The sequence below is a fragment of the Microbispora rosea genome, assembly GCF_044460045.1.
GTDB lineage: Bacteria > Actinomycetota > Actinomycetes > Streptosporangiales > Streptosporangiaceae > Microbispora > Microbispora rosea.
This window is the reverse complement of sequence record NZ_JBITJO010000005.1, coordinates 306,982-332,299: the sequence shown is the minus strand read 5'-3', so window position 1 is coordinate 332,299 and position 25,318 is coordinate 306,982. Positions and strand designations below refer to the sequence as shown.

At 72.5% G+C, this 25,318-nt stretch carries 22 protein-coding genes; 9 read left to right on the top strand and 13 right to left on the bottom strand.

The window, feature by feature from the left end:
- The first annotated feature begins 66 nt into the window (after positions 1-66).
- The gene (locus ACIBK1_RS23520) at positions 67-1,227 is read left to right on the top strand and encodes an FAD-dependent monooxygenase (RefSeq protein ID WP_076438878.1); all 1,161 of its coding nucleotides are present in this window, start codon (positions 67-69) and stop codon (positions 1,225-1,227) included.
- A gap of 5 nt (positions 1,228-1,232) precedes the next feature.
- Here the strand turns inward: ACIBK1_RS23520 and ACIBK1_RS23515 are convergent, their stop codons facing one another.
- Together ACIBK1_RS23515 and ACIBK1_RS23510 are read right to left on the bottom strand one after the other, a co-directional pair.
- The gene (locus tag ACIBK1_RS23515) at positions 1,233-2,120 is read right to left on the bottom strand and encodes a DMT family transporter (RefSeq protein WP_051761282.1); all 888 of its coding nucleotides are present in this window, start codon (positions 2,118-2,120) and stop codon (positions 1,233-1,235) included.
- A 147-nt stretch (positions 2,121-2,267) separates the two neighbouring features.
- On the bottom strand, positions 2,268-2,624 hold the full coding sequence (locus ACIBK1_RS23510) for a VOC family protein (protein ID WP_030505913.1): 357 nt from the start codon (positions 2,622-2,624) through the stop codon (positions 2,268-2,270).
- 127 nt (positions 2,625-2,751) lie between these two features.
- Between ACIBK1_RS23510 and secA2 the strand changes: the two genes are divergently transcribed.
- The gene (gene secA2 / locus ACIBK1_RS23505; protein WP_396737642.1) at positions 2,752-5,019 is read left to right on the top strand and encodes an accessory Sec system translocase SecA2; all 2,268 of its coding nucleotides are present in this window, start codon (positions 2,752-2,754) and stop codon (positions 5,017-5,019) included.
- 92 nt (positions 5,020-5,111) lie between these two features.
- On the opposite strand, the gene ACIBK1_RS23500 is transcribed toward secA2, so the two are convergent.
- The 7 genes from ACIBK1_RS23500 to ACIBK1_RS23470 all read right to left on the bottom strand — a co-directional run bounded on the left by ACIBK1_RS23500 (position 5,112) and on the right by ACIBK1_RS23470 (position 12,285).
- Positions 5,112-6,200 carry a hypothetical protein gene (locus ACIBK1_RS23500; protein WP_396737640.1) on the bottom strand — a complete coding sequence of 363 codons (1,089 nt, stop codon included), beginning with the start codon at positions 6,198-6,200 and terminating at the stop codon, positions 5,112-5,114.
- A gap of 238 nt (positions 6,201-6,438) precedes the next feature.
- On the bottom strand, positions 6,439-7,983 hold the full coding sequence (locus ACIBK1_RS23495) for a cellulase family glycosylhydrolase (RefSeq protein ID WP_396737637.1): 1,545 nt from the start codon (positions 7,981-7,983) through the stop codon (positions 6,439-6,441).
- Between the two features lie 150 nt (positions 7,984-8,133).
- The gene (locus tag ACIBK1_RS23490; protein WP_396737634.1) at positions 8,134-9,459 is read right to left on the bottom strand and encodes a lanthionine synthetase LanC family protein; all 1,326 of its coding nucleotides are present in this window, start codon (positions 9,457-9,459) and stop codon (positions 8,134-8,136) included.
- A gap of 81 nt (positions 9,460-9,540) precedes the next feature.
- On the bottom strand, positions 9,541-11,262 hold the full coding sequence (locus ACIBK1_RS23485) for a SulP family inorganic anion transporter (RefSeq protein ID WP_396737631.1): 1,722 nt from the start codon (positions 11,260-11,262) through the stop codon (positions 9,541-9,543).
- Positions 11,259-11,594, bottom strand: a complete 336-nt coding sequence (locus ACIBK1_RS23480; protein WP_030505919.1) for an ArsR/SmtB family transcription factor — start codon at positions 11,592-11,594, stop codon at positions 11,259-11,261. Before ACIBK1_RS23480 ends, ACIBK1_RS23485 begins: the two co-directional genes overlap by 4 nt.
- A 5-nt stretch (positions 11,595-11,599) precedes the next feature.
- The gene (locus ACIBK1_RS23475) at positions 11,600-11,812 is read right to left on the bottom strand and encodes a hypothetical protein (protein ID WP_396737627.1); all 213 of its coding nucleotides are present in this window, start codon (positions 11,810-11,812) and stop codon (positions 11,600-11,602) included.
- A gap of 65 nt (positions 11,813-11,877) precedes the next feature.
- Positions 11,878-12,285 carry a VOC family protein gene (locus ACIBK1_RS23470; RefSeq protein WP_030505921.1) on the bottom strand — a complete coding sequence of 136 codons (408 nt, stop codon included), beginning with the start codon at positions 12,283-12,285 and terminating at the stop codon, positions 11,878-11,880.
- 173 nt (positions 12,286-12,458) lie between these two features.
- Here ACIBK1_RS23470 and ACIBK1_RS23465 point away from each other — a divergent pair, with 173 nt between their 5' ends.
- Together ACIBK1_RS23465 and ACIBK1_RS23460 are read left to right on the top strand one after the other, a co-directional pair.
- Positions 12,459-12,887 (top strand): pyridoxamine 5'-phosphate oxidase family protein, encoded by a 429-nt coding sequence (locus ACIBK1_RS23465; protein ID WP_063754548.1) that lies wholly within the window; start codon positions 12,459-12,461, stop codon positions 12,885-12,887.
- Positions 12,887-13,891 (top strand): zinc-binding alcohol dehydrogenase family protein, encoded by a 1,005-nt coding sequence (locus tag ACIBK1_RS23460; RefSeq protein ID WP_030505923.1) that lies wholly within the window; start codon positions 12,887-12,889, stop codon positions 13,889-13,891. The genes ACIBK1_RS23465 and ACIBK1_RS23460 overlap by 1 nt, the downstream gene beginning before the upstream one ends.
- A 21-nt stretch (positions 13,892-13,912) precedes the next feature.
- Here ACIBK1_RS23460 and ACIBK1_RS23455 read toward each other — a convergent pair whose 3' ends face one another.
- A complete protein-coding gene (locus ACIBK1_RS23455; RefSeq protein WP_387072825.1) occupies positions 13,913-14,611 on the bottom strand; it encodes a CBS domain-containing protein in 699 nt (232 codons plus the stop codon).
- Positions 14,612-14,741: 130 nt separating this feature from the next.
- Here ACIBK1_RS23455 and ACIBK1_RS23450 point away from each other — a divergent pair, with 130 nt between their 5' ends.
- The 3 genes from ACIBK1_RS23450 to ACIBK1_RS23440 are packed head-to-tail and all read left to right on the top strand — an operon-like array spanning position 14,742 to position 18,743.
- Positions 14,742-16,400 (top strand): FAD-dependent oxidoreductase, encoded by a 1,659-nt coding sequence (locus ACIBK1_RS23450; RefSeq protein WP_030505925.1) that lies wholly within the window; start codon positions 14,742-14,744, stop codon positions 16,398-16,400.
- A complete protein-coding gene (locus ACIBK1_RS23445; protein ID WP_076438906.1) occupies positions 16,397-17,845 on the top strand; it encodes an ATP-binding protein in 1,449 nt (482 codons plus the stop codon). Before ACIBK1_RS23450 ends, ACIBK1_RS23445 begins: the two co-directional genes overlap by 4 nt.
- 34 nt (positions 17,846-17,879) lie before the next feature.
- Positions 17,880-18,743, top strand: a complete 864-nt coding sequence (locus tag ACIBK1_RS23440) for an NAD(+)/NADH kinase (RefSeq protein WP_030505927.1) — start codon at positions 17,880-17,882, stop codon at positions 18,741-18,743.
- Between the two features lie 85 nt (positions 18,744-18,828).
- On the opposite strand, the gene mgrA is transcribed toward ACIBK1_RS23440, so the two are convergent.
- The 3 genes from mgrA to ACIBK1_RS23425 form a co-directional block, all read right to left on the bottom strand.
- A complete protein-coding gene (mgrA, locus tag ACIBK1_RS23435; protein ID WP_030505928.1) occupies positions 18,829-19,827 on the bottom strand; it encodes an L-glyceraldehyde 3-phosphate reductase in 999 nt (332 codons plus the stop codon).
- A 120-nt stretch (positions 19,828-19,947) separates the two neighbouring features.
- The gene (locus ACIBK1_RS23430; RefSeq protein ID WP_357315247.1) at positions 19,948-20,577 is read right to left on the bottom strand and encodes an alpha-ketoglutarate-dependent dioxygenase AlkB; all 630 of its coding nucleotides are present in this window, start codon (positions 20,575-20,577) and stop codon (positions 19,948-19,950) included.
- Positions 20,578-20,650: 73 nt separating this feature from the next.
- Positions 20,651-22,768, bottom strand: coding sequence for an amylo-alpha-1,6-glucosidase (locus ACIBK1_RS23425; protein WP_396737623.1), 2,118 nt, complete (start codon positions 22,766-22,768; stop codon positions 20,651-20,653).
- A gap of 148 nt (positions 22,769-22,916) precedes the next feature.
- On the opposite strand from ACIBK1_RS23425, the gene ACIBK1_RS23420 reads away from it, so the two are divergent.
- Positions 22,917-23,972: a LacI family DNA-binding transcriptional regulator gene (locus ACIBK1_RS23420; protein ID WP_030505931.1), complete on the top strand. Its 1,056-nt coding sequence runs from the start codon at positions 22,917-22,919 to the stop codon at positions 23,970-23,972.
- 40 nt (positions 23,973-24,012) lie between these two features.
- Positions 24,013-25,260 carry an extracellular solute-binding protein gene (locus ACIBK1_RS23415; protein WP_030505932.1) on the top strand — a complete coding sequence of 416 codons (1,248 nt, stop codon included), beginning with the start codon at positions 24,013-24,015 and terminating at the stop codon, positions 25,258-25,260.
- Positions 25,261-25,318: the final 58 nt, after the last annotated feature.

Sequence of the window (25,318 nt, the reverse complement as noted above, 5' to 3'; positions counted from 1 at the left end):
CCCTCATCGTAGGGGCGGACTACAGCTGTAGTACGCTCACTACAGGTGTAGTAACAGGAGGCGGGCATGGCGCACGCGGTGGTGGTGGGAGCGGGCATCGGCGGACTGACGGCGGCCCTCGCGCTGGCGCACAAGGGCTGGGAGGTGACGGTCCTGGAACGGGCGGCCTCGATCGAGCCGGTGGGCGCCGGGCTGGCGGTCGCGCCCAACGCGCTGCGGGCGCTCGACGTGATCGGCGTCGGGGACGAGGTGAGGAAGCTCTCCGCCATCCAGGGCCGGGGCGGCATCCGGCTGCCGGACGGCCGATGGCTGGCGCGGACCACCGCCGAGGACGCCGCCGCCCGGTATGGCGACCCCATCGTGCTGCTCACCCGCGCGGCACTGGTCGGCATCCTCGCCGGACGCCTGCCGCAGGGCGCGCTGCGGGTGAACAGCCGGGTCGAGTCCGTCGACCCCGCGACCGGCCGCGTCGCCGTGCGGGGGACGGCGGAGACGATCGAGGCCGACCTTGTCGTGGCTGCCGACGGGATCCGGTCCCGCACCCGCTCCGCGCTGTTCCCCGGGCATCCCGAACCGGTCTACGCGGGCGTGACGAGCTGGCGGGCGATCGTGCCGCTGGCCGGAGAGACCGGCGCGTCCGAGACTGTGTTCGCCTCCGAAACCTGGGGACGCGGGCTGATCTTCGGGGTCATGCCGCTCGCGGGCGGTCAGGTGTACTGCTACGCCACCGCGGCGGTCCCGCCGGGCCTGCGCGCGGCGGACGAGAGGGACGAACTGCTCCGGTTGTTCGGCCGCTGGCACGACCCGATCCCGGCGCTGCTGGACGCCGCCGACCCCGCGGCCGTGCTCCGCCACGACATCCACAGCCTCGACACCCCGCTGCCCGCCTTCCACGCGGGACGGGTCGCGCTGCTGGGCGACGCGGCCCACCCCATGACGCCCAACCTCGGGCAGGGCGCCTGCCAGGCCATGGAGGACGCCGTCGTGCTCGCCGACCGCGTCTCCCCCGGCGACCCGGCCGCGGGGCTCGCCGTCTACAGCAGGGAACGGCTGGCGCGGACGACGCCGATCGTGCGGCGGTCGCGGTCGATCGGCCGGCTCACCCGGTGGCGCAACCCGCTTGCGGTCGCCCTGCGCGACGGCGCGATGCGGGCGGTGGGCCGGTTGGGGCCCGACGTCGCGTCGCGTCAGGGCGACCGGGTCTTCGCCTGGTCGCCCCGGAGTTGAGGAGGTCAGGCCGCCTCGGACGCGACCACCGAGCCGCCGATCCTGTCCGGCTCGGCCGGTACGGCGGCAGGCTTGGACTGGTCGGGGGTGAGGCGGCCGAGCGTGACCGTCCCGGCGATGAGCAGCCCGGCGGCGAGCAGCGCGGGGACCGCCTTGCCCGCTTCGGTGGGCAGCGACTCGCCCAGCAGCACCGCTCCGGCGGTCACCGAGGTGATGGGGTCGACGACCTGGACCCCGGCGTAGGCGATGCCGAAGTAGCCCACGGCGTACGACTTCTGCAGCAGCACCACGGCGCAGACCAGCAGCACCGGGATGGCCAGGGTGAACCAGTGGAGGAGGTGGCCGAGGTCTCCTTGGAGCCCTCCGCCGACGACCCGGACGAAGGTGGACACGGTAGCGGTGACCGCTCCGGCGCCGACCGCCATCAGCAGCGCCTTCGCCGGGCCCTTCAGCCGGCGGGCCGCGGTGAACGTGACGGCGACCACGAGCGCGACACAGCCGATCAGCTCCAGGGCGTGCGCGTCGGACAGGACCGGGGTCACGTTGTGCGCCGGGACCAACAGCATCAGGCCGAGCAGGCCGACCGCCACCGCGATCGACCCGGCGATCTCGGCCCGGCGCGGACGCCTGCCGTGCAGCGTCGCGGCGAGCGGCACCGCGAACACGAGGGTCGCCACGCTCACGGGCTGGACGACGACCAGCGGAGCCAGGCTGAGCGCCACCGCGTGCAGGGACGCCCCGGTGAAACCGATGACCCCGCCGATCCACCAGCGGGGCCTTCTGACGAGAGCGAGGGTCGCCCCCTCGCTCACCGCTTCGAACTGCTGCAGCGCCGCGCCCAGGGCGTATCCCAGCGCGCCGACCAGGGCGATGGCCACTCCCACCCAGGTCATGCGCGCCCGCCGGTGTGTCGAGAAATCACCACGCAAGCTTAGTGGGACGCGGCACGCGCCCCGGGAGCCCGCGACATAAGTGGGGCTTTACGGGCACCCCACTGGTGATCCTCTGACCGGGGTCCGCTCCCTGCCGTCACACCGGCTTCAGGACCTCTCGGGGCACACGCAGAAAAGGTGGCCCTCCGGGTCGGCGAGCACCACCCAGTCGCCCGGCTGGAACTCCGGCTTGGTCGCCCCGAGGGCGATGTACTCCTCCACCGCCTTGGCCACGTCGGGCACCCGGAAGTCGAGGTGGAACTGCTTGTCGGGGCCGGGCCAGGAGGGGGCCTTCCGGTCGGGCACGCGCTGGAAGTAGATGCTCGTCGCGCCGTCGCCGATCCCGGCGTACTCCTCCTCGGCGTACTGCACGGGGAATCCGGTGACCTGGGAGTAGAACTCGGCGAGCTTCTTCGGCTCGGCACAGTCGATGGTCACGGCGATGAGCTTCGCGGTCGTTGTCATGAACCCCATCGTGTCGCGTATACCTGTCAGGGAGTGTCAGGTAGCCCCTCGCGGAAATCGACGCCGATAGTGGGACCATGAACCGGGCATGTGGAACCAGTCCGGCAAGCGAGTCGTTGGAGCGGATGTGGCACGGGTAGGCGAATGGATCAGGCGGTTTCTGGACAAACCAGGAAGCGTCGATCTGGCCCCCTTCCAGCGGGTCGTGGCCGCGGCGGGCGAGCTGGAGAGCGAGGTCACCCGGCGCGCCGATCTTCGCCCCGCCGCCGTCGATCCCGGCTGGGTCGGCTCCGCCGACTTCTGTGCGGTGATGCGGGAGGCCGCCCACCGGGCGCTCGGCCAGCGGCCGTACGACGTGCAGCTCGTGGGCATGCTCGCCATGCTGGAGGGCCACGTCGTGCAGATGGCCACCGGCGAGGGCAAGACGCTCGTCGGCGCGCTGACGGCGGCCGGGTTCGCGTTGCGCGGCGTCCGGGTCCACGCGGTCTCGGTCAACGACTACCTCGCCCGCCGGGACGCCGAGTGGATGGGCCCGCTGTACGAGACGCTCGGCCTCACGGCCGGGTGGATCGCCGAGACCTCGGCTCCCGAGGAGCGCAGGGCGGCGTACGCCTGCGACGTCACGTACGGAGCCGTCAGCGAGCTGGGGTTCGACGTGCTGCGCGACCGCCTGCGCACCGACCCGGCCGAACTGGTCGTGCCCGCCCCCGAGGTCGCACTGGTCGACGAGGCCGACTCGGTCCTGGTGGACGAGGCCCGCGTGCCGCTCGTGCTGGCCGGCGCGGCCGACCCCGGCACGGCGCTGCCCGAGATGGCGGCCCTCGTGCGGCGGCTGTCGCGCGGCTACCACTACACGATCGACGAGGAGGGCCGCAGCGTCTTCCTCACCCCCAAGGGCACCGACACGGTCGAGAAGGCCCTCGGGATCGATCTCTACGAGCACCCCGGCGTGGTGACCCAGGTCAACCTCGCCCTGCACGCCCACGCGCTGCTGACCAGGGACGTCGACTACATCGTGAGGGACGGCCGGGTCCATCTGATCAACACCTCGCGCGGCCGGGTCGCCGTGCTGCAGCGCTGGCCGGACGGGCTGCAGGCGGCCGTCGAGGCCAAGGAGCACCTGCCGGCGTCGGAGACGGGCGAGATCCTCGACTCGCTCACCGTGCAGAGCCTCATCCGCCGCTATCCGCGCGTGTGCGGCATGACCGGCACCGCCATCGCCGTCGCCGAGCAGCTGCGCGAGTTCTACGACCTCAGGGTCGCGGTCATCCCGCCCAACAAGCCGTGCGTACGGGTGGACGAGCCCGACCGGATCTTCGCCACGCTGGAGGACAAGGAGCGGGCGCTGCTGGAGGAGATCGAGACCCGGCACGCCACCGGGCAGCCGATCCTCGTCGGCACGCTCGACGTCGCCGAGTCCGAGCGCCTGGCCGAGTCCCTGGAGGCCAGGGGGCTGAGCGCGGCCGTGCTCAACGCGAAGAACGACGCCGAGGAGGCGCAGATCATCGCGAAGGCCGGCCGGCGCGGCGTGATCACGGTCTCCACCCAGATGGCCGGGCGCGGCACCGACATCCGGCTCGGCGCGGGCGACCCGGACGAGGAGCAGGACGTCGCCGCGCTCGGCGGGCTCTACGTCATCGGCACCGGCAAGCACGAGAGCAGCAGGCTGGACGACCAGCTGCGGGGCCGTGCCGGGCGGCAGGGCGACCCCGGCGGCTCGGTGTTCTTCGTCAGCGGCGAGGACACGCTCCTCACCGCGTACGCACCGGACCAGTCGCTGCCCGCGGCCGGCCGCGACGGCGTGGTGCGGGACGCGAACGCCGCCGGGCTGGTGGCGCACGCCCAGCGCGTGGCCGAGGGCGTCAACCTGGAGATCCACCGCAACACCTGGCGCTACACCCGGCTGCAGGAGCGCCAGCGGGCGGAGGTGCTGGATCAGCGCGCCCGCGTCCTGTACGGCGACACCGGGGCACGTGCCCTGGAGCAGGCCTGCCGGGAGCGTTACCGCGAGCTGTGCGAGACGGCGGGCGAGGAGGTGGTCGAGCGGGCAGCCCGGCAGATCGTGCTGTATCACCTCGATCGCTGCTGGACCGAGCACCTCGGCTTCCTCGCCGACCTCCGCGAGGGCATCCACCTGCGGGCCCTCGGGCGGTTGAACCCGCTCGACGAGTTCAACCGCGAGGCCGTTCCGGCCTATCGGGCGATGCTCGACGAGGTCGAGCGGCGTTCCAAGGAGACCTTCGAGAAGGCCGACGTCACCCGGGACCTCGCGGAGCAGGGCCTCAAGAGGCCCACGGCCACCTGGACCTATCTGGTGCAGGACAACCCGTTCGGCTCGGAGTGGGACCGCGTGCTCAAGCGGGTGGCCGGAGCGCTCAAGCGCCGCAAGCGGTAAAGGTCCGCGGGCCCCGCGGGGGGAGCTCCGGCCCTCGTGAGGCCGCACCGCTCCCCCTGGCCGCCCTCGGCGTGGCGGGGCGGCCGGAGTCCCTACGACTTGCGGTGGCGGCCCGGCTGGTGCGCGGCGGCGTGGGCGGGACGGCTCAGCGCGGCCTTGGCGCCCACGGCGACGAGCGCGCAGACCACGATCGCGACCGAGAAGGCGGGAACGGCCGCCTCATCCGGCTGTCCGTCCACGGCCGACGCGGGGGTGAACGCCGGGGAGGCCAGCACCTCGCCGGACCTCGCCGCCTTCGCGGTCCCCGTGCCGGTCTTCTGAGCGGCCCCGGGGGCGGCCTTGGTGGCGGCCTTCGGGGCGGTCTCGGCGGTCGCGGCGGCGGTCGCCCGTGCCGTATCCGAGAGCGGGAACATCTGGGCCGCCGCCGCCTCGGCCTGCGCGCCCGGCGAGGCAGGCGTGGTAGGCGGGGCGGGCGCCTCGGAGGGCGAAGCCACGGGGGCCTGGCTCTCCTGGTCCCCGGTGGCCGGAGCAGCGTCCTGCGGCGCGGCCGGAGCGGCGGAGGGAGCGGGAGCCGCGGTGGGGCAGGGCGGCGGGGGCTTCGGGTGGTCCTTGACCCCGTACGCGCCCGTCGAGAACGGCTTGGGCGCGCCGGTCTTGCCGAGACCCTTGCCCCACTCGGTGATCACGTACTTCACCGGGATGTGGCCGAGCCCGCTCGCGTCCTCGACGGTGAGCGAGTCGTGGTCCCAGGAGCCGCCGGTCAGTTCGGCGAACGTCTTGCCGTCGAGGTCGAGCATGACCCCGCTGCTCGAGGGAACGCCGGGGCCGCGGTCACCGACGAAGAAGTCGGCCTTCTTCCCCTGGTAGACCACGTAGCCCTTGGTGCCCATCGGCCAGCTCGGGCTGGCGGCCAGGCCCTTCTGCATCGGCTTGCCCGACGCGGGGGCGCCGGTGTCGCCGTTGACGCCCGACCCGTCGTCCCAGAAGTACGACGCGGTCGTCTTGCCGGAGTAAAGGACGGTCTTGCCTTCGGCGGTCGGGCAGCCGACGTGGGGAACGACGGGCGCGGTGGCCTCGTCGGCGCCGTCGGCGGGGATGTGCTGGGAGCCCGCCGGGACGGGGCGGGCGGGGGCGTCCTGCCGTTGCTGGGGCACGGCGGCCGCGTGGTGCGTCTCGCCCACTGCCGGGCTTGCCTGCTCCCGGAGGGCGTTGCTGGGGTCCGCGTAGCTGGAAATGGGGGATCTCCTGACTGGTCACGGCTGGGTAACCGGACACTAAGCCAAGAACACCCCAAATCTCGACATCTCGGACGAAAATTTTACTTTTTGGACTAACCGCCCATGAGGTGGCAAAGTCAGAGGTGACGAGCCCCCCTTCCCAGGGGGGCTGAAGGGAAGGAGGGCACGCCACGTTTCGGGATCAGGACGACAGCAGGCGAGCCCGCAGCCCGGCGCCGAAGGCGGTCGGGGTGCCGTTGTAGTCGCTGATCAGGGACGGACCGGTGGAGCAGTCCCAGGCGTTCCAGGTCCAGCCGAGGTAGGACGCGCCCTTCGCGTCGAACCAGTTCATGACCTGGTCGATGAACCCGTGCGAGCAGGTGTTCTCACCGATCTCCCCGGCCACCAGCGGGACCTGGGCGGCAACCGGCGCGAGCTGGCTGTCCCAGCACGAGGTGCTGACGCAGGAGTTGAAGTTGTACACGTGCCACGCCGCGGCCAGGTTGTTCCGCGAGTCCGCGGGCTTGTACTGCAGCCACTGCGACAGGTCGTTGGAGTAGGCCAGGCCGCCCAGCATGATGATGTTGGTCGCGCCGGTGGCCCGCACCGCGTTCACCAGCGACTGGAAGCCCGCCACCTGATAGGGGATGCCCGAGCAGGTGCCTCCGTCGCGCCAGCAGGCCCACCCGGAGGCGGCGCTGCCGGTCGCGCGCTCCGGATAGGGCTCGTTGAACAGGTCGAACACGACCTCGTCACGGCCCTTGAACGCGTTCGCCACCCCCGTCCAGAACTGCGGGGCGTACTGCGCGTCCGGCATCGGCTTCTGGCAGGAGGCGTGGACGTCGGAGCAGCCCGAGGAGTTGCCGGTGTACTGGCCGTAGTTCCAGTGCATCTCGACGATCGGGGTGATGCCCTTGGCGACCAGCCGGTCAACGTACGCCTTGACCTCGGTCTGGTAGGCGGCGCCGCCGTACGAGGACTGGATGTTGCTCAGGCCGAGCCAGCACTCCTCGTTCAGCGGGACGCGGACCGCCCGGACGTTCCACGCCTTCATCGCGTCGATCGCCGCGTTGTCGACCGGGCCGTCCCAGATGCCACGGCCCTGGACGCACATGAACTCGCCGCCCGACCGGTTCACGCCCAGCAGCCGGTACGGCGTGCCGGTCGCGGCGTTCACGATCCTGTTGCCCGACACCTTCAGCTTCGGGGCCGCTGCCGCCCCCGTGGACGGGCTGGGCGACGTCGAGGGCGAAGGGCTCGGCGACGGGCTCCGTGAAGGGCTCGACGAGGGGGAAGGCGAGGGCGAGCGCGAGGGGGAAGGCGACGGGGACTGCGACGGCGTGCTGCCGTTGCAGGCGACGCCGTTCAGCGCGAAGTCGGCCGGCGCCGGGTTGGCTCCTGACCAGGATCCGTTGAAGCCGATGCTCGTCGAGCCGCCGGTGGACAGGGACTTGTTCCAGTCCATCGCCGTCGCGGTCACGGTGCTGCCCGACTGGCTCCAGGTGGCCGACCACCCCTGGGTGACCTTCTGACCGCTGTCGGGGAACGTGAACGTGAGCGTCCAGTTGTTCAGGGCGTCGCCCAGGTTCTGGATGCTCAGGTTGGCGGACATGCCGCCCTGCCACTGACTGGCCGTGTAGGTGATCTTGCACGCCACCGCGGCCTGGGCCGCCGGCGTGTTGCCCAAGGCGAGTCCGCCTGCGGCCAGCAGCCCCAGTGCGGTGAGGATCGCGCCTCTCCGTCGCATGCTCCGTCCTTCCATAGAAGACCGGAGCGAAGCGTCGTGAACTATACCGGTTAAGTCAACGGCGTGCCGCGCGTCACCCCCGCTGAGCTGGGCGCACCCGCCGCGGACAGGTGAAATTTTCAGCTCCGCGCCCTGCTCGCCGCCAGGCGGCTATGCGTGGTCACCGCGCAGGACGGCGGCGGGGATCGGGATGGCCGGGAAGGGATTGTCCGGCAGGAGGATCAGCCGGCGCGGCGCGGCGGCGCGCTCCGTGGCGTCCAGGTGCAGCAGGGCCGTCCCGATGCCGGCGGCTCCCACCATGTATCCGGTGTCGGCCGTGACCTCTCCGGGACGGAGCCGCCGATACGCCTGATACCAGCGGAAGCCGGCCTCGTCGCCCGCGGTCGCCCGCCCGATCAGGTCGATCGCGAGCGTGCGCGCGAAGCCGAGGTACGGCTCGTGCCCCGTGGCGGCGTACAGGCCCACGAAACACTCGATCAGCCCGGCGGTGCCGCAGCACAGGCAGGCCACGTCCCAGTGCCCCGAGGGCCGCGCCCCGGGCACACCGCTCTGCATGATTCCGTGCGCGAGCCGTTCCATCCAGTCGAGATCGCCCGGGTCTCCGGTGACCCGGTGCAGCTCGTGGAACATGCGGGCCACCCCGGCGGAGCCGGAGCAGAAGCCGAGGTAGTTGAGCCGCCGCCCCTGCGGGATGTGGTGCGGCACGAGCGCGCATCTGTCGGTGACCACGCTGACCGTGCGGACGAAGTCGGCCCCCCTGCGGGCCCCCGCGAGGAACCGGGGGTCGCGGGTCACGCCGTAGAGGCGGGCGAGCAGGAACGCGGTGCCCGCCGTTCCGGACAGGAACCCGGGCGTGACGGCGTCCACGGGCAGGTCGGGGGCGGCGTCGCCGCCGAAGCGGTGCCCGGGGACGGCGAGAGCCGCGATGCGCTCCCCCGCCTCGATCGCCACCTCCTCGTACGCCGGGACGCCGAGGATGCCGGCCGCGTGCAGCAGCGCGAGCACGATCCCCCCGTCGCCGCGCTGCGCGGGGTCGCCGGTCCAGCCGATGCCGTCGCCCAGGGGGCGGGCGGCGCGGACGAGGCGGTCGGCGGCGGCGCGGGCCGCCCCGAAGACCTCCTCGTCGCCCGTCGCCCACCCCGTCTCCGCCATCGCGAAGACCAGACCGGCGAGCCCGTGGTAGAAGGTCGGGTCGCGCTGCTCGGGCCAGGTGACGGCGAGCCTGCGGGCGCCCGCGAGCGCGTCCTCCAGGTACACCTCGTGACCGGTGGCGGCCGCGAGTTCGAGGAAGAACAGCACGACGCCGGCCGCACCGGCGTAGAGGGACGAGGCGTCACCGGCTCCGGCCGACCGCCCCCGGGGATCGGGGTTGGCCCGCCATCGCCGTCCCAGCTCGTCGTCGGCCGCCGCCGACCGCACCCAGCGCGCGGCCGCGACGGCGGCGGTGACCGGTGTCTCGCGGGGCCAGGCGCTCATCACCCCAGTCTCCCACATATCTGGTAGGAAATTAAGGCTAACGTTCTTCCACTCGGAAGCCTACGGGCAGTCGCGTACCGATCACACCGTCCGGGCGGGAACGTCCGGGTGACGCGCCCCGGAGACCGGGGCCGGCGGCGGCGCGGACCGGAGTCCGAGCAGTGTCCTGGCGTGGGCGATCGCGGCCGGCGTGTCCGGGAAGACGAGCCCGTCACGGCGGAGGTGATCGGCCACTCCCAGCCCGTCGAGGACCTCGTCGTGGCCCGGCCGGATGCCCGACAGCAGCACGGTGATCCCCTTTCCCTCCAGCCGCGTGATCGCGTCGCCGAGGACGCCCGCGCCGGTGGCGTCGATCGTGGACACCCGCGACATCCGCAGGATGACCACCCGCACGTCGGCGACCTCCGACAGCTCCAGCAGGAAGCGGTGGGCCGCGCCGAAGAACAGCGGGCCGTCGAACCGGTAGGCCACGATGTGCTCGGCCAGCAGGCGCCGTTCCTCGTCGCCGTGATCGCCGGTCTCCAGCGGGACCTGCTCGATCTGCGCGCTGCGCGCGACGGCCCGCAGGGCGAGCACGATCGCGACGCCGACGCCGACCGCGACCGCGGTGACGAGGTCGAAGGCGACGGTGACGGCGAAGGTGAGGACCATCACCGCGGCGTCGCCCCGGGTGGCGCGGGCGATGGCGCGCAGCGAGCCGACCTCGACCATGCGGACCGTCGTGGCCAGCAGCACGCCGGCCAGCGCGGCCAGCGGGATCCGCCCGACGAGGCCGCTCGCGCCGAACACGATGACGGCCAGCACGACGGCGTGCGCGAGGGCGGCCAGGCGGGACCGCGCGCCCGAGCGGACGTTCACCGCCGTACGGGCGATCGCGGCGGTGGCGGGGATGCCGCCGAAGAGCGGGGAGACGACGTTCGCCAGGCCCTGCCCGAACAGCTCGCGGTCGGGGTCGTGCCGCTCCCCCACGCTCATGCCGTCGGCGACGGAGGCGCACAGCAGGCTCTCCAGCGCCCCGAGGGCGGCCACGGCGAGGGCCGCGGGGAGAAGCGAGGTGACGGCGCCCGGATCGAGGAAGCTCACCGACGGCGCGGGCAGCCCGGCCGGCAGGGTTCCGATGCGGGCGACGTCCAGCCCGGCGGCCTCGGCCACGACCGTTGCGGCCACGACCGTGAGGAACGAGAACGGCACCGCGGGCCGCCACCGCGCGCCCAGCAGCATGGCCCCGGCGACCACGAGCGCCATCGCGATCGGCACCGGACTCGGGTCTCGCGCGAAGTTCGCCACCGCGTTCCCGGCCGCCTGCCACACCCGCTCCCCCTCGCCGGTCACGCCGAGCGCGGCGGGCACCTGCTGGAGCGCGATGACGACGGCGATGCCCGCCGTGAAGCCCTCGATGACGGGAGTCGGCATATAGCGGGCGTACCTGCCGACCCGGGCCAGCGCGAGGACGACGAGCACGATGCCGGCGAGCAGGCCGACCGCGAGCACCCCACTCGGGCCGTGGCTGTGCACGATCGGCACGAGGACGACGGTCATGGCCCCAGTGGGGCCCGACACCTGGAGGTTGCTGCCGCCGAAGACCGCGGCGATCGCGCCCGCGACGACGGCGGTCGCCAGGCCGGCCTGCGCGCCCAGCCCTGAGCCGACCCCGAAGGCCAGCGCGAGCGGCAGGGCCACCACCGCGACCGTGAGCCCGGCGATCAGGTCACGGCCCGGGCTGCGGCGGGCCGGTCGCCAGTCGGCGGGCGAGGGCAGCAGCCCCGCGACCCGGCCGTACAACTGCCTGGCCACGCCGGTCACTCGGCCGCCTCCGCCTGGAGCTCGGCCAGCAGCTCACCCTGGCCGGTGATCATGTCGGTGAGGATCCGCCGGGCCGCCGCGAGCAGGTCCACGATGTCGGGGGTGGCGAGGGAGTAGACCACCGAGCCGCCCTCCCTGACCGCGCTGACGAGGCCGGTTCGGCGCAGCACGGCGAGCTGCTGGGACAGGTTCGACGCCTCTACCTCGATCTCGTTGAGTAATTCGCGGACCGGGCGGGGGCCGTCCCGCAGAAGTTCGAGCACGCGGATGCGCACCGGATGTCCCAGGGTGCGGAAGAAGTCGGCCTTGGCCTGATAGAGCGGGACGGGCATCGGGCTCACTCCGCCTCTCCCGCCGTCTCCGGGCTGATCCCGTGGTCGGCGGCCAGGCGGTTCAGGTTGTCCAGACGGCCCAGGGCGACCTGGACGCCATGCTCGTCACCGCTCTCCCGCGCTCGCCGTAGCTCCTCGCGCGCCTCCGCGAGCCGGGTGCGCAGCTCCGCCGTGAACTCGTGCATGTCGTACCTCTCCTCCGTCGGCGGAGCCAGCATATTCGCAATATGAAAAATTCTTCAATTCAACAGGTCACAGGCGCGTGGCGCGGCCGGAGCCGGGCTCAGGCGGGGCGCGGCGTGAAGGAGCGGTGGTCGCGCCGCAGCGGGTGGCCCTCGGGGATCTCGACCAGCACGATCGGCAGCCCGTCGGGATCCTCGATCCACATCTCCATCAGCCCCCACGGCTCCAGCCTGGGCGGCCGGGACACCCGTACCCCGGCCTCCACCAGCCGGTCGTGCTCCCTCTGGACGTCGCGCACCTGCAACCAGAGCGCCGCGCCCTCCTGTTCGGCGCCGGAGGCACGCGGGGAGACCTCGAGGAGCCCCTGCCCCAGGAAGAACACCACCCCAGGGTCCTCGGCCGGCCCGAACTCCCTGCTCACGGCCAGCCCCAGGACGTCGCGGTAGAAGCGGCGGCTCGCGGCCCGGTCGGCCGATCGCAGGAGTATGCGGCTGCTCAGCACTTCCATGTGACGTGCGTGCCCATTCGGGGCATGCGGCTAAAGGATGGATTACGGCAAGCGGCGGCCAAGGCTTCCCGGGCCCTTAGTCCCTCCGTTGTGCGACGGACGTCGGTGCCGCCGGAGGGACGGGGACGGCAGACTGATCGCCGATGCCCTTGACGATCATTGTGGAGGTCCGAATGACCGAAGACACGGCTCCCGCCGGCATGCCGCGCCTGGAGAAGCTCGACCACGAGGAGTGCCTGCGGCTGATCTCCCCGGGCGGCGTGGGCAGGGTCGCCTTCAACAATCCGACCGGGCCCGTGATCCTGCCGGTCAACTACACGATCGAGCAGGGCGCCGTCTTGTTCCGCACCGCTCTCGGCGGCCCGATGGACGCCGACCTGCGCACGGGGATCGAGGGGGCCGACTTCATGGTGGCCTTCGAGGTGGACCACATCGACGAGAGCACGCGGGAGGGCTGGAGCGTGCTCGTGCGCGGCGGGGCCCACCACATCACCGGCGACGTGAACAAGACCGCCGTGGAGTCGTGGCCGGGCGGCGACCGTCCGCTCTACATCCGGATCTCGCCCATCGAGATCAGCGGCCGGCGCATCCGGCACGCGTGATGGACGCCTGGGTCGTGGCCCGGCCGGGACCGGTCGCGACGCGGCCGCTGGAGCGGGCCGTGCTGCCGGACCCCGTGCCCGGGCCGGGGGAACTGCTGGTCCGCGTCGAGGCGTGCGCGGTCTGCCGCACCGACCTGCACCTCGCCGAGGGCGACCTCCCCCCGAGGCGTCCCCGTACGGTTCCCGGGCACGAGGTCGTGGGACGCGTGGCCCGGCTCGGCCCGGACACGCCGGGGCCGCCGGTCGGCGCCCGCGTGGGGGTGGCCTGGCTGCGCTCGACCTGCGGCCGGTGCCGCTACTGCCTGCGCGGCGCGGAGAACCTGTGCCCGGCGTCCACCTACACGGGCTGGGACGCCGACGGCGGGTACGCGGAACTGCTGACCGCCCCCGCCGCGTACGTCTACCCGCTGCCCGAGGACACCCCGGCCGAGACGCTCGCCCCGCTGCTGTGCGCGGGGATCATCGGCTACCGCGCGCTGGTCCGCGCCGACCTGCCCCCGGGCGGTCGGCTCGGCATCTACGGGTTCGGCGCCTCGGCCCATCTGACCGCCCAGGTCGCGATCGCCGAGGGCGCGACCGTGCACGTGATGACGAGGTCGGCGGCGGCCAGGGAGCTCGCGCTCCGGCTGGGCGCGGCCTCCGCGGCGGGCAGCGCCGACCCGCCGCCCGAGCCCCTGGACGCGGCCATCCTGTTCGCCCCGGTCGGCGATCTCGTGCCGGTCGCGCTGGCCGCGCTCGACCGGGGCGGCACGCTCGCGGTGGCGGGGATCCACCTCACCGACATCCCGGTGCTGAACTACCAGCGCCACCTGTTCCAGGAGCGGACGCTGCGCAGCGTCACGGCCAACACCCGCGACGACGGACGGGAGTTCCTGCGGCTGGCGGCCCTCCACCACCCGCGGGTCACGACGACGCCCTATTCCTTCGGCGCCGCCGACCAGGCGCTGGCCGACCTGGCGGCCGACCGCGTCGAGGGGGCCGCCGTCCTGCTCATGGACGGGTGACGGCGCTCATGGTCTCGGCGCTCATTGGCCCTCCCCGCTCTCAACCGGGCCGGTCCGCCGGGGCGCGCCCGCGGAGACGGCCCGGTCCACGTCGTCCGTCTCGAACGTGATGGAGGAGTCGACGTCCACCACGCCGTCCACCTGCCAGACCTCCTCGATCATGGCGAAGAGCTGTGAACGCCGCGCCACGCCGCCGACGAGGTGGACGATCCCGTCCTCGACGCGTACGGCGCAGCGCCGGGAGTAGCGCGACACCACCTCGACGACGTCGTCGCGGATGTCCTCCGGGGGCCGGCAGAAGGCTCTGATCAGGTCCGACTGTTTGACCAGCCCGGTGATGCGGCCGGTCTCGCCGTCCACGACCGGCAGCTCCTTGATCCTGTTGCGGTGCATCAGACTGGCCGCCCGCCGCAGCGTGGTGTCCTCGGTGACCGTGATCGCGGGGCTGCTCATGATCTGGGCGGCGGTGCGGCCGCTCGCCTTCCTGCGCTCCCTGCGCCGGGACGGCCCCTCGATGATCACATCGCCGGGCCGCCTGTCGAGGTCCTTGAGCAGCAGGTCGCTGTCGCTCACCATGCCGATGACGCGCCGCTCCCCGTCCACGACGGGGACGGCCCCGACATGGAACCGGCACATCGCGGTGACCACGTCGGCGAACGAGGCCGTCGCCTCGACGGCGACGACGAACCTGTTCATGACGTCGCGTACGGTCATCGGCATGGCGGCCTCCCTCGTCTCCCCCAGCCTTCGCCACGACCGGCCACGGGGGCGACCGGCGAACGTCCCCCCGCGGTGGGACCTATGTCCCGGGGGTGCCGATCAGCGAAGACCCGCCAGTACGGTGTGAGTTGTGCAGAATGCCGCGATCCTCACCGTCGACGACGACCCTTCCGTCTCCCGGGCCGTGGCTCGTGACATCCGCCGCCGATACGGCGACCGCTACCGGGTGATCCGAGCCGAGTCCGGCCCCAGCGCGCTCGACGCGCTGCGCGAGATCAAGCTGCGCGGCGAGCAGGTCGCCGTCCTCCTGGCCGATTACCGGATGCCGCAGATGAACGGCATCGAGTTTCTCGAAGCGGCCATGGACGTCTTCCCGCTGGCGCGCAGAGTGCTGCTCACCGCGTACGCCGACACCGACGCGGCCATCAGCGCGATCAACATCGTCGATCTCGACCACTACCTGCTCAAGCCGTGGAACCCGCCGGAGGAGAAGCTCTACCCGGTGCTGGACTCGCTGCTGGAGGCGTGGCTCGCCACCCCCGCGGTGACGATGCCGGAGACCAAGGTCGTGGGTCATCGCTGGTCGGCGCACTCGTTCACGGTGCGCGACTTCCTCGCCCGCAACCTCGTGCCGTACCGCTGGCTGCGGGCCGACGAGTCCGAGGGCGTGCGCCTGCTGACCGCCGCCGGCATGAGCGAGGCGGACGTGCCGGTGGTGATCACCACGGACGGCAAGGCCCTGGCACGACCCACGGAGGCCGACCTCGCCGCGCACGTCGGCATGGCCACCACCCCCGCCTCGGATGTCTACGACCTCGCCGTGATCGGCGCGGGACCCGCCGGCCTCGGCGCCGCCGTGTACGGCGCGTCCGAGGGGCTGCGCACCCTGCTCGTGGAGCAGCGGGCCACCGGCGGCCAGGCCGGCCAGAGCAGCCGGATCGAAAACTACCTGGGCTTCCCCGACGGGGTCTCCGGCGCCCAGCTCACCGACCGCGCCCGCAGACAGGCGCTGAAGTTCAACACCGAACTGCTCACCACCCGGGAGGTCGTCGGCCTCGAACGGAGCGGCTCGGCCACCCTGCTGCACTTCGGCGACGGCACCGCCGTGACGGCGCACACGGTCGTGCTGGCGACCGGCGTGTCCTACCGGCTCCTGGACGCGCCCGGCCTGGCCGACCTGACCGGCCGGGGCGTCTTCTACGGCGCGGCCGCCACCGAGGCCCCGAGCTGCGCCGGAGAAGAGGTCTACATCGTCGGCGGGGCGAACTCGGCCGGACAGGCGGCGGTGTACTTCTCCCGCTATGCCAGCAAGGTGCACGTCCTCATCCGGGGAGAGGACCTCACCCGGTCGATGTCGCGGTATTTGATCGATCAGATCGAGGCCATTCCCTCGATCGAGGTCCATCCGCGCACGCAGGTGGTCGGCGGCGAGGGCTGCGACCACCTGGAGCGCCTGGTCCTGTGCGACGGAAGGACCGGCCGGACGACCGCCGTACCGGCGTCGTGGCTGTTCGTCTTCATCGGGGCGGAGCCGCGCACCGACTGGCTCGGCGACGTGGTCGCCCGCGACGGAGGCGGCTACGTGCTGACCGGCTCCGACCTGCTCGCCGACGGCCGCCGCCCGGCCGGGTGGGCACTGTCCAGGGACCCCTATCACCTGGAGTCGAGCATGCCCGGCGTCTTCGCGGCGGGCGACGTGCGGGCCGGGTCGGTCAAGCGCGTCGCCTCGGCCGTGGGCGAGGGCGCCATGGCGGTCTCGCTCGTCCACCGTTATCTGGAGGCTCCATGACCGACCATCCCCATGAGCCGACGCTGCCCCCCGACGAGCTGCGCACGCTGTTCCTGTTCGAGTCGCTGAACGACGCGCAGCTCGCCCGGCTGTCGGAGGCGGGACGGGTGGAGCGGCGGCTCGCCGGGACCCGTGTCTACGAGGAGGGCGACCCCGCCACCTGTTTCTTCGTGCTACTGAGCGGCACGGTCGCGATGAGCAGGCGGGTGCAGGGCGACGACGTCGAGGTGAGCCGCACCGGCCAGCGCGGCGTGTACGGCGGCGCCACGCAGGCGTACATCACCGGCGAGTTCTCCCAGCTCTACATGAACACGCTGACCGCGGTCACCGAGGCCGAGTTCTTCGTGGTGCCGGCCGAGGTGATCGCCACGTGCGTACGCGAGTGGTTCCCGATGGCGATGCACCTGCTGGAGGGGTTGTTCCTCGGCATGCGCGCCACCCAGACGATCGTCGGCGAACGGGAGCGGCTGCTCGCGCTCGGCTCGCTGTCGGCCGGCCTGACGCACGAGCTGAACAACCCGGCGGCCGCAGCCGTACGGGCGACGTCGGCGCTGCGCGAGCGGGTGGCGGGCATGCGGCACAAGCTCGCGATGATCGCCGACGGGCGGCTGGACGGCAGCCAGCTGCACGACCTCGTGGAGCTCCAGGAGGACGCGGTCAAGCGGTCGGCCTCCGCCCCCGACCTGACGCCGCTGGCGCGCTCCGATGCCGAGGACGCGGTCGCCGACTGGCTGGACGACCACGACATCGTCGGCGGCTGGGAACTCGCGGCGACGCTGGTGGCCGGCGGCCTCGACGCGTGCTGGCTCGACCAGATCGCCGGGGCGGTGGGCGAGGAGAACCTGGAGTCCGCGGTCCGATGGCTCACCTACACGGTGGACACCGAGCTGCTGATGTGCGAGATCGACGACGCGGTCAACCGGATCTCCGGCCTGGTCGCCGCCGCCAAGCAGTACTCCCAGCTCGACCGCGCCCCGCACCAGACGGTCGACGTGCACGACCTGCTCGACGCCACGCTGACGATGATGCAGGGCAAGATGCCCGCGGGCGTCCGGACGGTCAAGGAGTACGACCGGTCGCTGCCGCCCATCCCCGCGTACGCGGCCGAGCTGAACCAGGTGTGGACCAACCTCATCGACAACGCGCTCGGCGCGATGGACGGCACGGGCACGCTGACCCTCCGCACCCGGCGGAAGGACGGCCACGTGATCGTCGAGGTCGGCGACACCGGCACCGGCATCCCGCCCGAGGTCCGTCCCCGCATCTTCGAGCCGTTCTTCACCACCAAGCCCGTCGGCGAGGGCACCGGCCTGGGCCTGGACATCTCCTATCGGATAGTGGTCAACAAGCACCACGGGGACATCCGGGTGGATTCACGTCCCGGCGACACCCGGTTCCGGGTCTACCTTCCCGTGGACCAGGCGGCCCCGGAGGCCGTTCGATAAAGCCGCCCGTACGGCCTGGCCGTACAGTGTGGACATGGGCATGGTCAGCACCGTGGGTCTCGTCCTGCACCCGCAACGCGACTCCAAAGAGGCGATCGACACGATCGTCGAGTGGGCGCGCAAGCGGGACTGCACGGTGCTGGGACTGCCCGACGAGGTCGGGCGCATCGACTGCAGCGCCATCGCGGTGGACGCCCAGACCCTGGTGAGGCGGGCCGACCTCCTCGTCAGCCTCGGCGGCGACGGCACGATGCTGCGCACGATGCGCCTGATCGCCGGGCGGCCGACCCCCGTCCTCGGGGTCAACCTCGGACGGCTCGGCTTCCTCGCGGAGATCGACGTGGACGAGCTGGCGCCCGCGCTGTCCGCGATCGACGAGCACAGATACACGGTCGAACCGCGCATGGCGGTCCGGGCGACCAGCCACGACGGCCGGATGGTGACCGCGTTCAACGACATCGCCCTCGTCCGCATCCCCGGCGACGGGCTCGCCGCCGTGTCCGTCTCGGTCTACGGCGAGCCGTTCGTCCGCTTCGCCGCCGACGCCGTGATCGTCTCCACGGCCACGGGGTCCACCGCGTACAACTTCTCGGCGGGCGGCCCGATCGTCTCCCCCACGGTCGAGGGCTTCCTCGTCGTCCCGGCCGCCGCCCACTCGGCGTTCAACCGGGCGCTGGTCCTGTCGGCCGACGAGGAGGTGACGCTCGACGTGCTCCCGACCAGCGGCCAGCTCGCGCTGGAGGTCGACGGCACCATCGGCGGTCACCTGTGTCCCGGCGACCGGCTCACGATCACCGCGCTGCGCGCCGCCGCCCGCGTGGTGCGGCTCGGCACGACGACCTTCTACGAGCGGGCCCGCCGCAAGCTCCGCGTGAACGGCAGCGCCGAGGTCGACTGAGGAGTTCCGGCGCCGCCTGAACCCGCCCTCGGGTCAGGCGGGCACCGCGCCGAAGAGAGGGCCGGAGAGAGGGCCGGCGAGAGGGCTACAGCAGGTTCTCGATCTCGGCCGTCTCCTCGGCGGTGAGCGCCGGTGCGTCCAGGGCCGCCACGTTCTGTTCGAGCTGCCCGACCGAGCTCGCCCCGATCAGCACGGACGTGACCCTCCGGTCGCGCAGGATCCACGCCAGCGCGAGCTGCGCGAGTGACTGGCCGCGCTCCTGGGCGATCTTGTCGAGGCCGCGCAGGGTCTCCAGCAGATCGGGGGTGAGCCGGTCGCGCTTCAGGAAGTGGCCGATCGCCATCCGGGAGTCGGCCGGCACCTCGCCGCCGAGGTAGCGACCGGTGAGCAGGCCCTGCGCGAGCGGCGAGTAGGCGATGCACCCCGCTCCGGCCCGCTCCAGCACGTCCAGCAGGCCGTCCTCCTCCACCCAGCGGTCCAGCATGGAGTAACGCGGCTGGTGGATCAGGAGCGGCGTGCCCAGCTCGCGCAGCACGGCGGCGGCCCGCTCGGTCTGCTCGGCCGAGTAGTTCGAGATGCCCACGTAGAGCGCCTTGCCGGAGCGCACCGCTGTGTCGAGGGCGCCCATCGTCTCCTCGATCGGGGTGTCCGGGTCGGGCCGGTGGGAGTAGAAGACGTCGACGTAGTCGAGGCCCATCCGGCTCAGCGACCGGTCGAGGCTCGCCAGCAGATACTTGCGCGACCCCCACTCGCCGTACGGCCCGGGCCACATGTCGTAACCCGCCTTCGTCGAGATGAACAACTCGTCGCGGTAGGGGCGGAAGTCCGCGCGCAGATGGTGGCCGAAGTTCTCCTCGGCGGAGCCGTACGGCGGGCCGTAGTTGTTGGCCAGGTCGAAGTGGGTGATGCCGAGGTCGAAGGCCCGGCGCAGGACGGCGCGCTGCACGTCGAGCGGGTGGCCGTCGCCGAAGTTGTGCCACAGCCCGAGGGAGATCTCGGGGAGCAGCACGCCACTCCTTCCGCTGCGCCGATACCGCATGTCGTCGTATCGAGCGGGGGCGGGGACGTAGGGGTGCGGGATCATCCGTGGCCTTTCTTGCGCGACTGGGCCGGTCCTTTGCCGCGGCCTTACTCAAGGACTACCAGCAAACCGCACTTGCCTACGGTCCGCCCACCCGCCTCCGCCCGATGCGTGCACAGGTGCTCAGCGCACGCCTCGCGGACGGAACTGGACGCTGATGCGGGCGCCGGTCACCTTGGCCGACTTGGGGATCGCGTGCTCCCAGGTGCGCTGGCAGCTCCCGCCCATGACGATGAGGTCGCCGTGGCCCAGCTCGTGCCGCAGCGCCGGGCCTCCCCCGCCGCGGGGGCGCAGCAGCAGCGGGCGCGGGGTGCCGACCGACACGATCGCGACCATCGTGTCGTGCGTGCTCCCCCGCCCGATGGTGTCGCCGTGCCAGGCGACGCTGTCCCTGCCGTCGCGGTAGAGGCACATCCCGGCCGTGCGGAACGGCTCGCCGAGCTCCTCCTCATAGTGGGCGTTGAGCGCGTCCCTCGCCTGGGCCAGCACCGGGTCGGGAAGCTCCTCGTCCTCGTCGTAGAACTTCAGCAGGCGCGGCACGTCCACGACCCGGTCGTACATGTGCCTGCGCTCGGCGTGCCAGGGCACCGTCCCAAGCAGACGGTCGAAGAGCGCGTCGGCCCCCTCGATCCAGTGCGGCCGCACGTCGATCCAGGCGCCGCGCTCCAGGGAAGTGCGCCGCACCGACGAACCGAGCGGGCCGACGCGGACATCCTCGGCCCAGTCGAGTAGCGAAGCCTGAAAAGCCGTCATGCCGCCATCATATTAGAACAACTATTCGATCATGTCCGACTCCGTCGTCTGTCCGGATGGCCGTCCGAGCTCGTCACCGCACGTCGAGGGCGAGGCCCGGCGGCAGCCCTGTGACGGTGGCGTGGCCCGCCGCGTCGACGGCGACGCTCACCTCCGCGCCCGCCACCCGCAGCCCACGGGCCGACAGCGCGCCGAGGGGCGCCCCGGCCATGGGCCGCAGCAGCACCCGCCCCGCCGGAACGTCGGGATACAGGCCCAGCGCCGCGTGCGCGATCGCCACCGCCGCGGCGGCCGACCACGCCTGGGGACGGCAGGCCGCCGGGTAGGGCATGGGCCTGCCGACGCCCGGATGCGGGCCGGCGCCGTCCCCCGCGTACAGCTCGGGCAGCCGGTAGCCGAACGCCTCCCCGGCGGCGAGCAGCCCTTCGGCGAGCCCGGCCGCCTGCGCGGCGAACCCGGCCCTGGCCAGTCCGCCGAGCACGATCGCGGTGTCGTGCGCCCAGACCGAGCCGCAGTGGTAGGACAGCGGGCTGAAGCCGGCGTCGCCGGACGACATCGTGCGCAGCCCGTAGCCGCCGCTCATCATCGGGGCGGCCAGCAGTCTCGCGACCTGGGCCGACTCCGCCTCCGACAGCAGGCCGGTGCCGAGGAGGTGGCCGATGTTGCTGGTCAGCGCGTCCACCGGCCGCTTGTCGGTGTCGAGGGCGAGCGCGGGGAAGCGTCCGTGCGGGCCGTCCACCCAGAACCGGGCGCGGAACCGCTCGGCCAGCGCGTCGGCGTGCGCGTTCCATCGCTCGGCGCCGGGGCGGCCGAACGCGTCGAGCAGCGACGCCGCGTTCCTGGCCGCCTCGTACGCGTAGCCCTGCACCTCGACGAGCGCGATCGGCGGCTTGGCCTGGCTCCCGTCGTGGAACCGGATGGAGTCGCCGGAGTCCTTCCAGCCCTGGTTGGCCAGGCCGCGGTCGGAGGTGTCGATGTACTCCACGAACCCGTCGCCGTCGGGGTCGGCGTAGTCCGCGAGCCAGCCGAGCGCGGCCTCCATGTGCGGCAGCAGCGCCGCCACCTCGCGCTCGGGCATCCCCCACCGCCAGGCGTCGTGCAGGAGGCTGATCCACAGGGGGGTGGCGTCGATCGTGCCGTAGTAGGCCGCGGGCAGCCGCAGTCCGTTGCCCTCGACGGTGAACTCGCGCCGCCGCAGCTCGTGCATGATCTTCCCCGGCGCCTCGCCCGAGGCCGGGTCCACCCGCGTGCCCTGCCGCCGGGCGAGCACCCGCAGCGTGCCCGCGGCGAGGTCGGTGCCGAGCGGCAGCAGCATCCGGGCGGCCCACAGGCTGTCGCGCCCGAAGAGTGTGAGGAACCACGGCACCCCCGCGCCGAGGAAGGTGCCCTCGGGATCGCCGGTCTCCGCGAGCCGCAGTGACCGCAGGTCCTCCAGCGACTGGTGCAGCAGCCGAGTCAGCCGCCGGTCGGCGGCGGTGACCTCGGGCTTGCTCCACTCCAGCGTCCTGGCCGGCGCGACGACGACGGCGGCGGGGTCGTCCACGACGACCTCCCAGCGCAGCGTCGCGGTCCCGCCCGGGGGCAGGAACAGGTCCCAGCGCAACCGGGCGCCGCCGCCGGTCTCCGCCCGGGCGTCCTCGCCCATGGCCGTGACCCGGATGCCGCCGCTCCGCCACGACAGGCCGCCGGGACCCGGATCGGGACCGCCGGGCTCGGCCGGGACGGTGTCGCCGCCCGACTTGACCACCTCGATCGGCGCGAAGTCGCAGCTCAGCTCGACGGTGACCGATGCGGTCACGGCCACAGAGGCGGTTGAGATGATCTCCACGTGCTCGCTCATGCCGCGCGCGCCGACCACGCGGACGCGTTCGAGCCGCACGGTGGGGTCGGGGTGGGGGTCGCCGAGCCAGCGGGCGAGCGAGACGAACCGGGTGCGCCCGGCCTCCTCGTGAACGTGGCCGATGGCCTCGGGCTCGCGGCCGTTCACGAGCAGCGTCGCCTGCGACAGCGCCCGATGGTCGGCGTGGAAGAGCCCCTGGACGCCGAAGGGGCGGATCTGGCCGTCAGCGCCGCTCAGCGCTCCGGTCGGCGCCATGACGGTGCTGACCAGCTCGTGCAGTGGCGGTTGCAGGCGGTACGCCGCGCCGGCGGCGAACTCGCCGCCCGGACCGGGCGTGGCTCCGACGAGCACCGATGGGCCCTCCTGGATCGAATCGTCCCGGCCTTGACCTTGACATGTGGTCGCCGGGGGTGCACATTGCGAAACATTCAGTTTATTTTGATCGATCTAATCATGCCTTACTCCTCCTTGAACGTTCAAACCCCCAGAAGGGCGGATCATGACCGAAAAGGTGACAATCGCCGACGTGGCCCGGCTCGCCGGCGTATCACGCCAGACGGTCTCGAACGCCCTGAACAGCCCGGACGTCGTCCGCGAGGAGACCAGGCAGCGGGTGCTGCGGGCGGTCGAGGAACTCGGCTACCGGGTCAACCAGGCCGCCCGCCAGATGCGTACGGGCCGGTCCCGGCTGATCGCCATCCGGATCGAGCCCGACCGCGACGGCATCAACGGCTCGGTGCTCGACCGCTTCCTACACGGCCTGACCGAGTCGGCCGCGCGGTCCGGCTACCGGGTGCTGCTCTACACGGCGGACGACGACCAGGCCGAGGTCGACACGTTCGAGGACCTGCTCGGCGCGTACGAGCCGGACGCGTTCGTGCTGACCAGCACCCACCATGGCGACCTGCGCACCGCCTGGCTGCTGGACCACAAGGTGCCGTTCGTCACCTTCGGACGCCCCTGGAGCGCGGACTCCGCGAGTGCTTCGCATGCGTGGGTGGACGTGGACGGAGCGGCCGGCACGGCCGCGGCCACCCGTCACCTGCTCGACGCGGGCCATCGCGTGATCGGCTTCCTCGGCTGGCCGTCCGGCTCCGGGGTCGGCGACGACCGCCGCGAGGGCTGGGCGCGCACGCTCGCCGCGGCGGGCGTCGACCCCGCCGGCCTGGGCCGGGCCACCAGCGACGGGGTGGCCGACGGCGAGAAGGCCGCCCACGACCTGCTGCGGTCGGACCTCGGGGTGACCGCGCTCGTCTGCGTCAGCGACTCGCTCGCGCTCGGCGCGCTGCACGCCGCCCGCTCCCCCGGCCTCGCCTGGCAGCCCGGCAGGGGGCCCGGGGGCGGCGCGGCGGAACGGCCGGTCGCGGTGATCGGCTTCGACGACACGCCGGTGGCCAAGGCCGTCGGCCTGACCAGCCTGAGCCAGCCGCTGGCACAGGCCGCCGCGCACTGCGTGGCGCTCCTCACCACACTCCTCGACGGCCAGGCGGACCCCGGCGAACCGCCGGCGAACGTGCTGCTCGAACCCTCGCTGGTCGTCCGCCAGTCGGCGTGAACCGGCGCGTCCTTCCCCTCAACGAAGATCGGGAATGCTCATGAAGAACAGAACCGTGCGGACGGCGGTGCTCGGCGCCGCCTGCGCCGCGCTCCTTTCCTCGGCCGCCTGCGGCAGCGGTTTCGACGACGACAAGGCGTCCGCTCCCGCCCAGCAGAGCGGCGGCCCGGCCCACCTGCAGATCCTCATCGGCTCCTCGGGCGACGCGGAGACCACCGCGGTGAAGGACGCCGCCGCGGCCTGGGCGAAGAAGTCCGGCTCGACGGCGACCGTGACTCCGGCGCAGGACCTCGCCCAGCAGCTCGGCCAGGCGTTCGCGGGCGACAACCCGCCCGACGTGTTCTACGTGGACGCCTCCCGGTTCGCCGACTACGCGAGCGTGGGCGCGCTGGAGCCGTACGCCGACAAGCTGTCGGGGGCGTCGGACTTCTACCCGAGCCTGCGTACCACGTTCACCTACGACGGCACGTTCTACTGCGCGCCGAAGGACTTCTCCACCCTCGCCCTGGTGATCAACGACGACCTGTGGGCCAAGGCCGGGCTGGGCGAGGGCGACGTGCCGACGACCTGGGACCAGCTCACCTCGGTGAGCGAGAAGCTCAAGGCCGAGGGCGTCACGCCGCTCGCGATCGCCGACACCCGCGACCGGGTCGGCGCGTTCCTGGTGCAGGCGGGCGGCTGGATCACCAGCCCCGACGGCAAGCAGGCGACGGCGGACAGCCCGGAGAACCTCAAGGCCCTGCAGTACGTCCAGTCGCTGCTCAAGGACAAGCTCGCCCAGTTCCCGAGCCAGCTCGACGCGGGCTGGGGCGGAGAGGCCTTCGGCAAGGGCAAGGCCGCGATGACCGTCGAGGGCAACTGGATCAAGGGCGCGCTGAAGGCCGACTTCCCCGACGTGAAGTACAGCGTGCACGAGCTTCCGGCCGGCCCCAAGGGCAAGGGCACCCTGTCGTTCACCAACTGCTGGGGCATCTCGTCGAAGAGCAAGTACAAGCAGCAGGCGATCGACTTCGTCGAGGCGATGACCACGGTCGACCAGCAGATGACCTTCGCCCGGGCCTTCGGGGTCATGCCCTCGCGGCAGTCGGCGAAGGACGTCTACACGAAGGAGTTCCCCGCTGACGGCCCGTTCGTGAACGGCGCCGACTACGCCCAGGGCCCGGTCAACGCGCCGAAGATGGACAGCGTCCTGGCCGACTTCGACACCGGCATCCAGAAGCTCGCCTCCAGTGACCCGAAGGCGCTGCTGGAGCGCGTGCAGAAGAACACCCAGGCCGCCCTCGGGTGACGCGAGACGGTGCGGGTCCCGGCCGGTCAGGGCCGGGGCCCCGCCGACCGGAAGGAGT

Excerpts from the sequence above, each read along its gene's own strand:
- ACIBK1_RS23520 (WP_076438878.1), top strand. The coding sequence starts at position 67 with ATGGCGCACGCGGTGGTGGTGGGAGCGGGCATCGGCGGACTGACGGCG.
- ACIBK1_RS23515 (WP_051761282.1), bottom strand. The coding sequence starts at position 2,120 with ATGACCTGGGTGGGAGTGGCCATCGCCCTGGTCGGCGCGCTGGGATAC.
- ACIBK1_RS23510 (WP_030505913.1), bottom strand. The coding sequence starts at position 2,624 with ATGACAACGACCGCGAAGCTCATCGCCGTGACCATCGACTGTGCCGAG.
- ACIBK1_RS23495 (WP_396737637.1), bottom strand. The coding sequence starts at position 7,983 with ATGCGACGGAGAGGCGCGATCCTCACCGCACTGGGGCTGCTGGCCGCA.
- ACIBK1_RS23490 (WP_396737634.1), bottom strand. The coding sequence starts at position 9,459 with ATGAGCGCCTGGCCCCGCGAGACACCGGTCACCGCCGCCGTCGCGGCC.
- ACIBK1_RS23480 (WP_030505919.1), bottom strand. The coding sequence starts at position 11,594 with ATGCCCGTCCCGCTCTATCAGGCCAAGGCCGACTTCTTCCGCACCCTG.
- ACIBK1_RS23475 (WP_396737627.1), bottom strand. The coding sequence starts at position 11,812 with ATGCTGGCTCCGCCGACGGAGGAGAGGTACGACATGCACGAGTTCACG.
- ACIBK1_RS23470 (WP_030505921.1), bottom strand. The coding sequence starts at position 12,285 with ATGGAAGTGCTGAGCAGCCGCATACTCCTGCGATCGGCCGACCGGGCC.
- ACIBK1_RS23465 (WP_063754548.1), top strand. The coding sequence starts at position 12,459 with ATGACCGAAGACACGGCTCCCGCCGGCATGCCGCGCCTGGAGAAGCTC.
- ACIBK1_RS23460 (WP_030505923.1), top strand. The coding sequence starts at position 12,887 with ATGGACGCCTGGGTCGTGGCCCGGCCGGGACCGGTCGCGACGCGGCCG.
- ACIBK1_RS23455 (WP_387072825.1), bottom strand. The coding sequence starts at position 14,611 with ATGCCGATGACCGTACGCGACGTCATGAACAGGTTCGTCGTCGCCGTC.
- ACIBK1_RS23445 (WP_076438906.1), top strand. The coding sequence starts at position 16,397 with ATGACCGACCATCCCCATGAGCCGACGCTGCCCCCCGACGAGCTGCGC.
- ACIBK1_RS23440 (WP_030505927.1), top strand. The coding sequence starts at position 17,880 with ATGGGCATGGTCAGCACCGTGGGTCTCGTCCTGCACCCGCAACGCGAC.
- mgrA (WP_030505928.1), bottom strand. The coding sequence starts at position 19,827 with ATGATCCCGCACCCCTACGTCCCCGCCCCCGCTCGATACGACGACATG.
- ACIBK1_RS23430 (WP_357315247.1), bottom strand. The coding sequence starts at position 20,577 with ATGACGGCTTTTCAGGCTTCGCTACTCGACTGGGCCGAGGATGTCCGC.
- ACIBK1_RS23420 (WP_030505931.1), top strand. The coding sequence starts at position 22,917 with ATGACCGAAAAGGTGACAATCGCCGACGTGGCCCGGCTCGCCGGCGTA.
- ACIBK1_RS23415 (WP_030505932.1), top strand. The coding sequence starts at position 24,013 with ATGAAGAACAGAACCGTGCGGACGGCGGTGCTCGGCGCCGCCTGCGCC.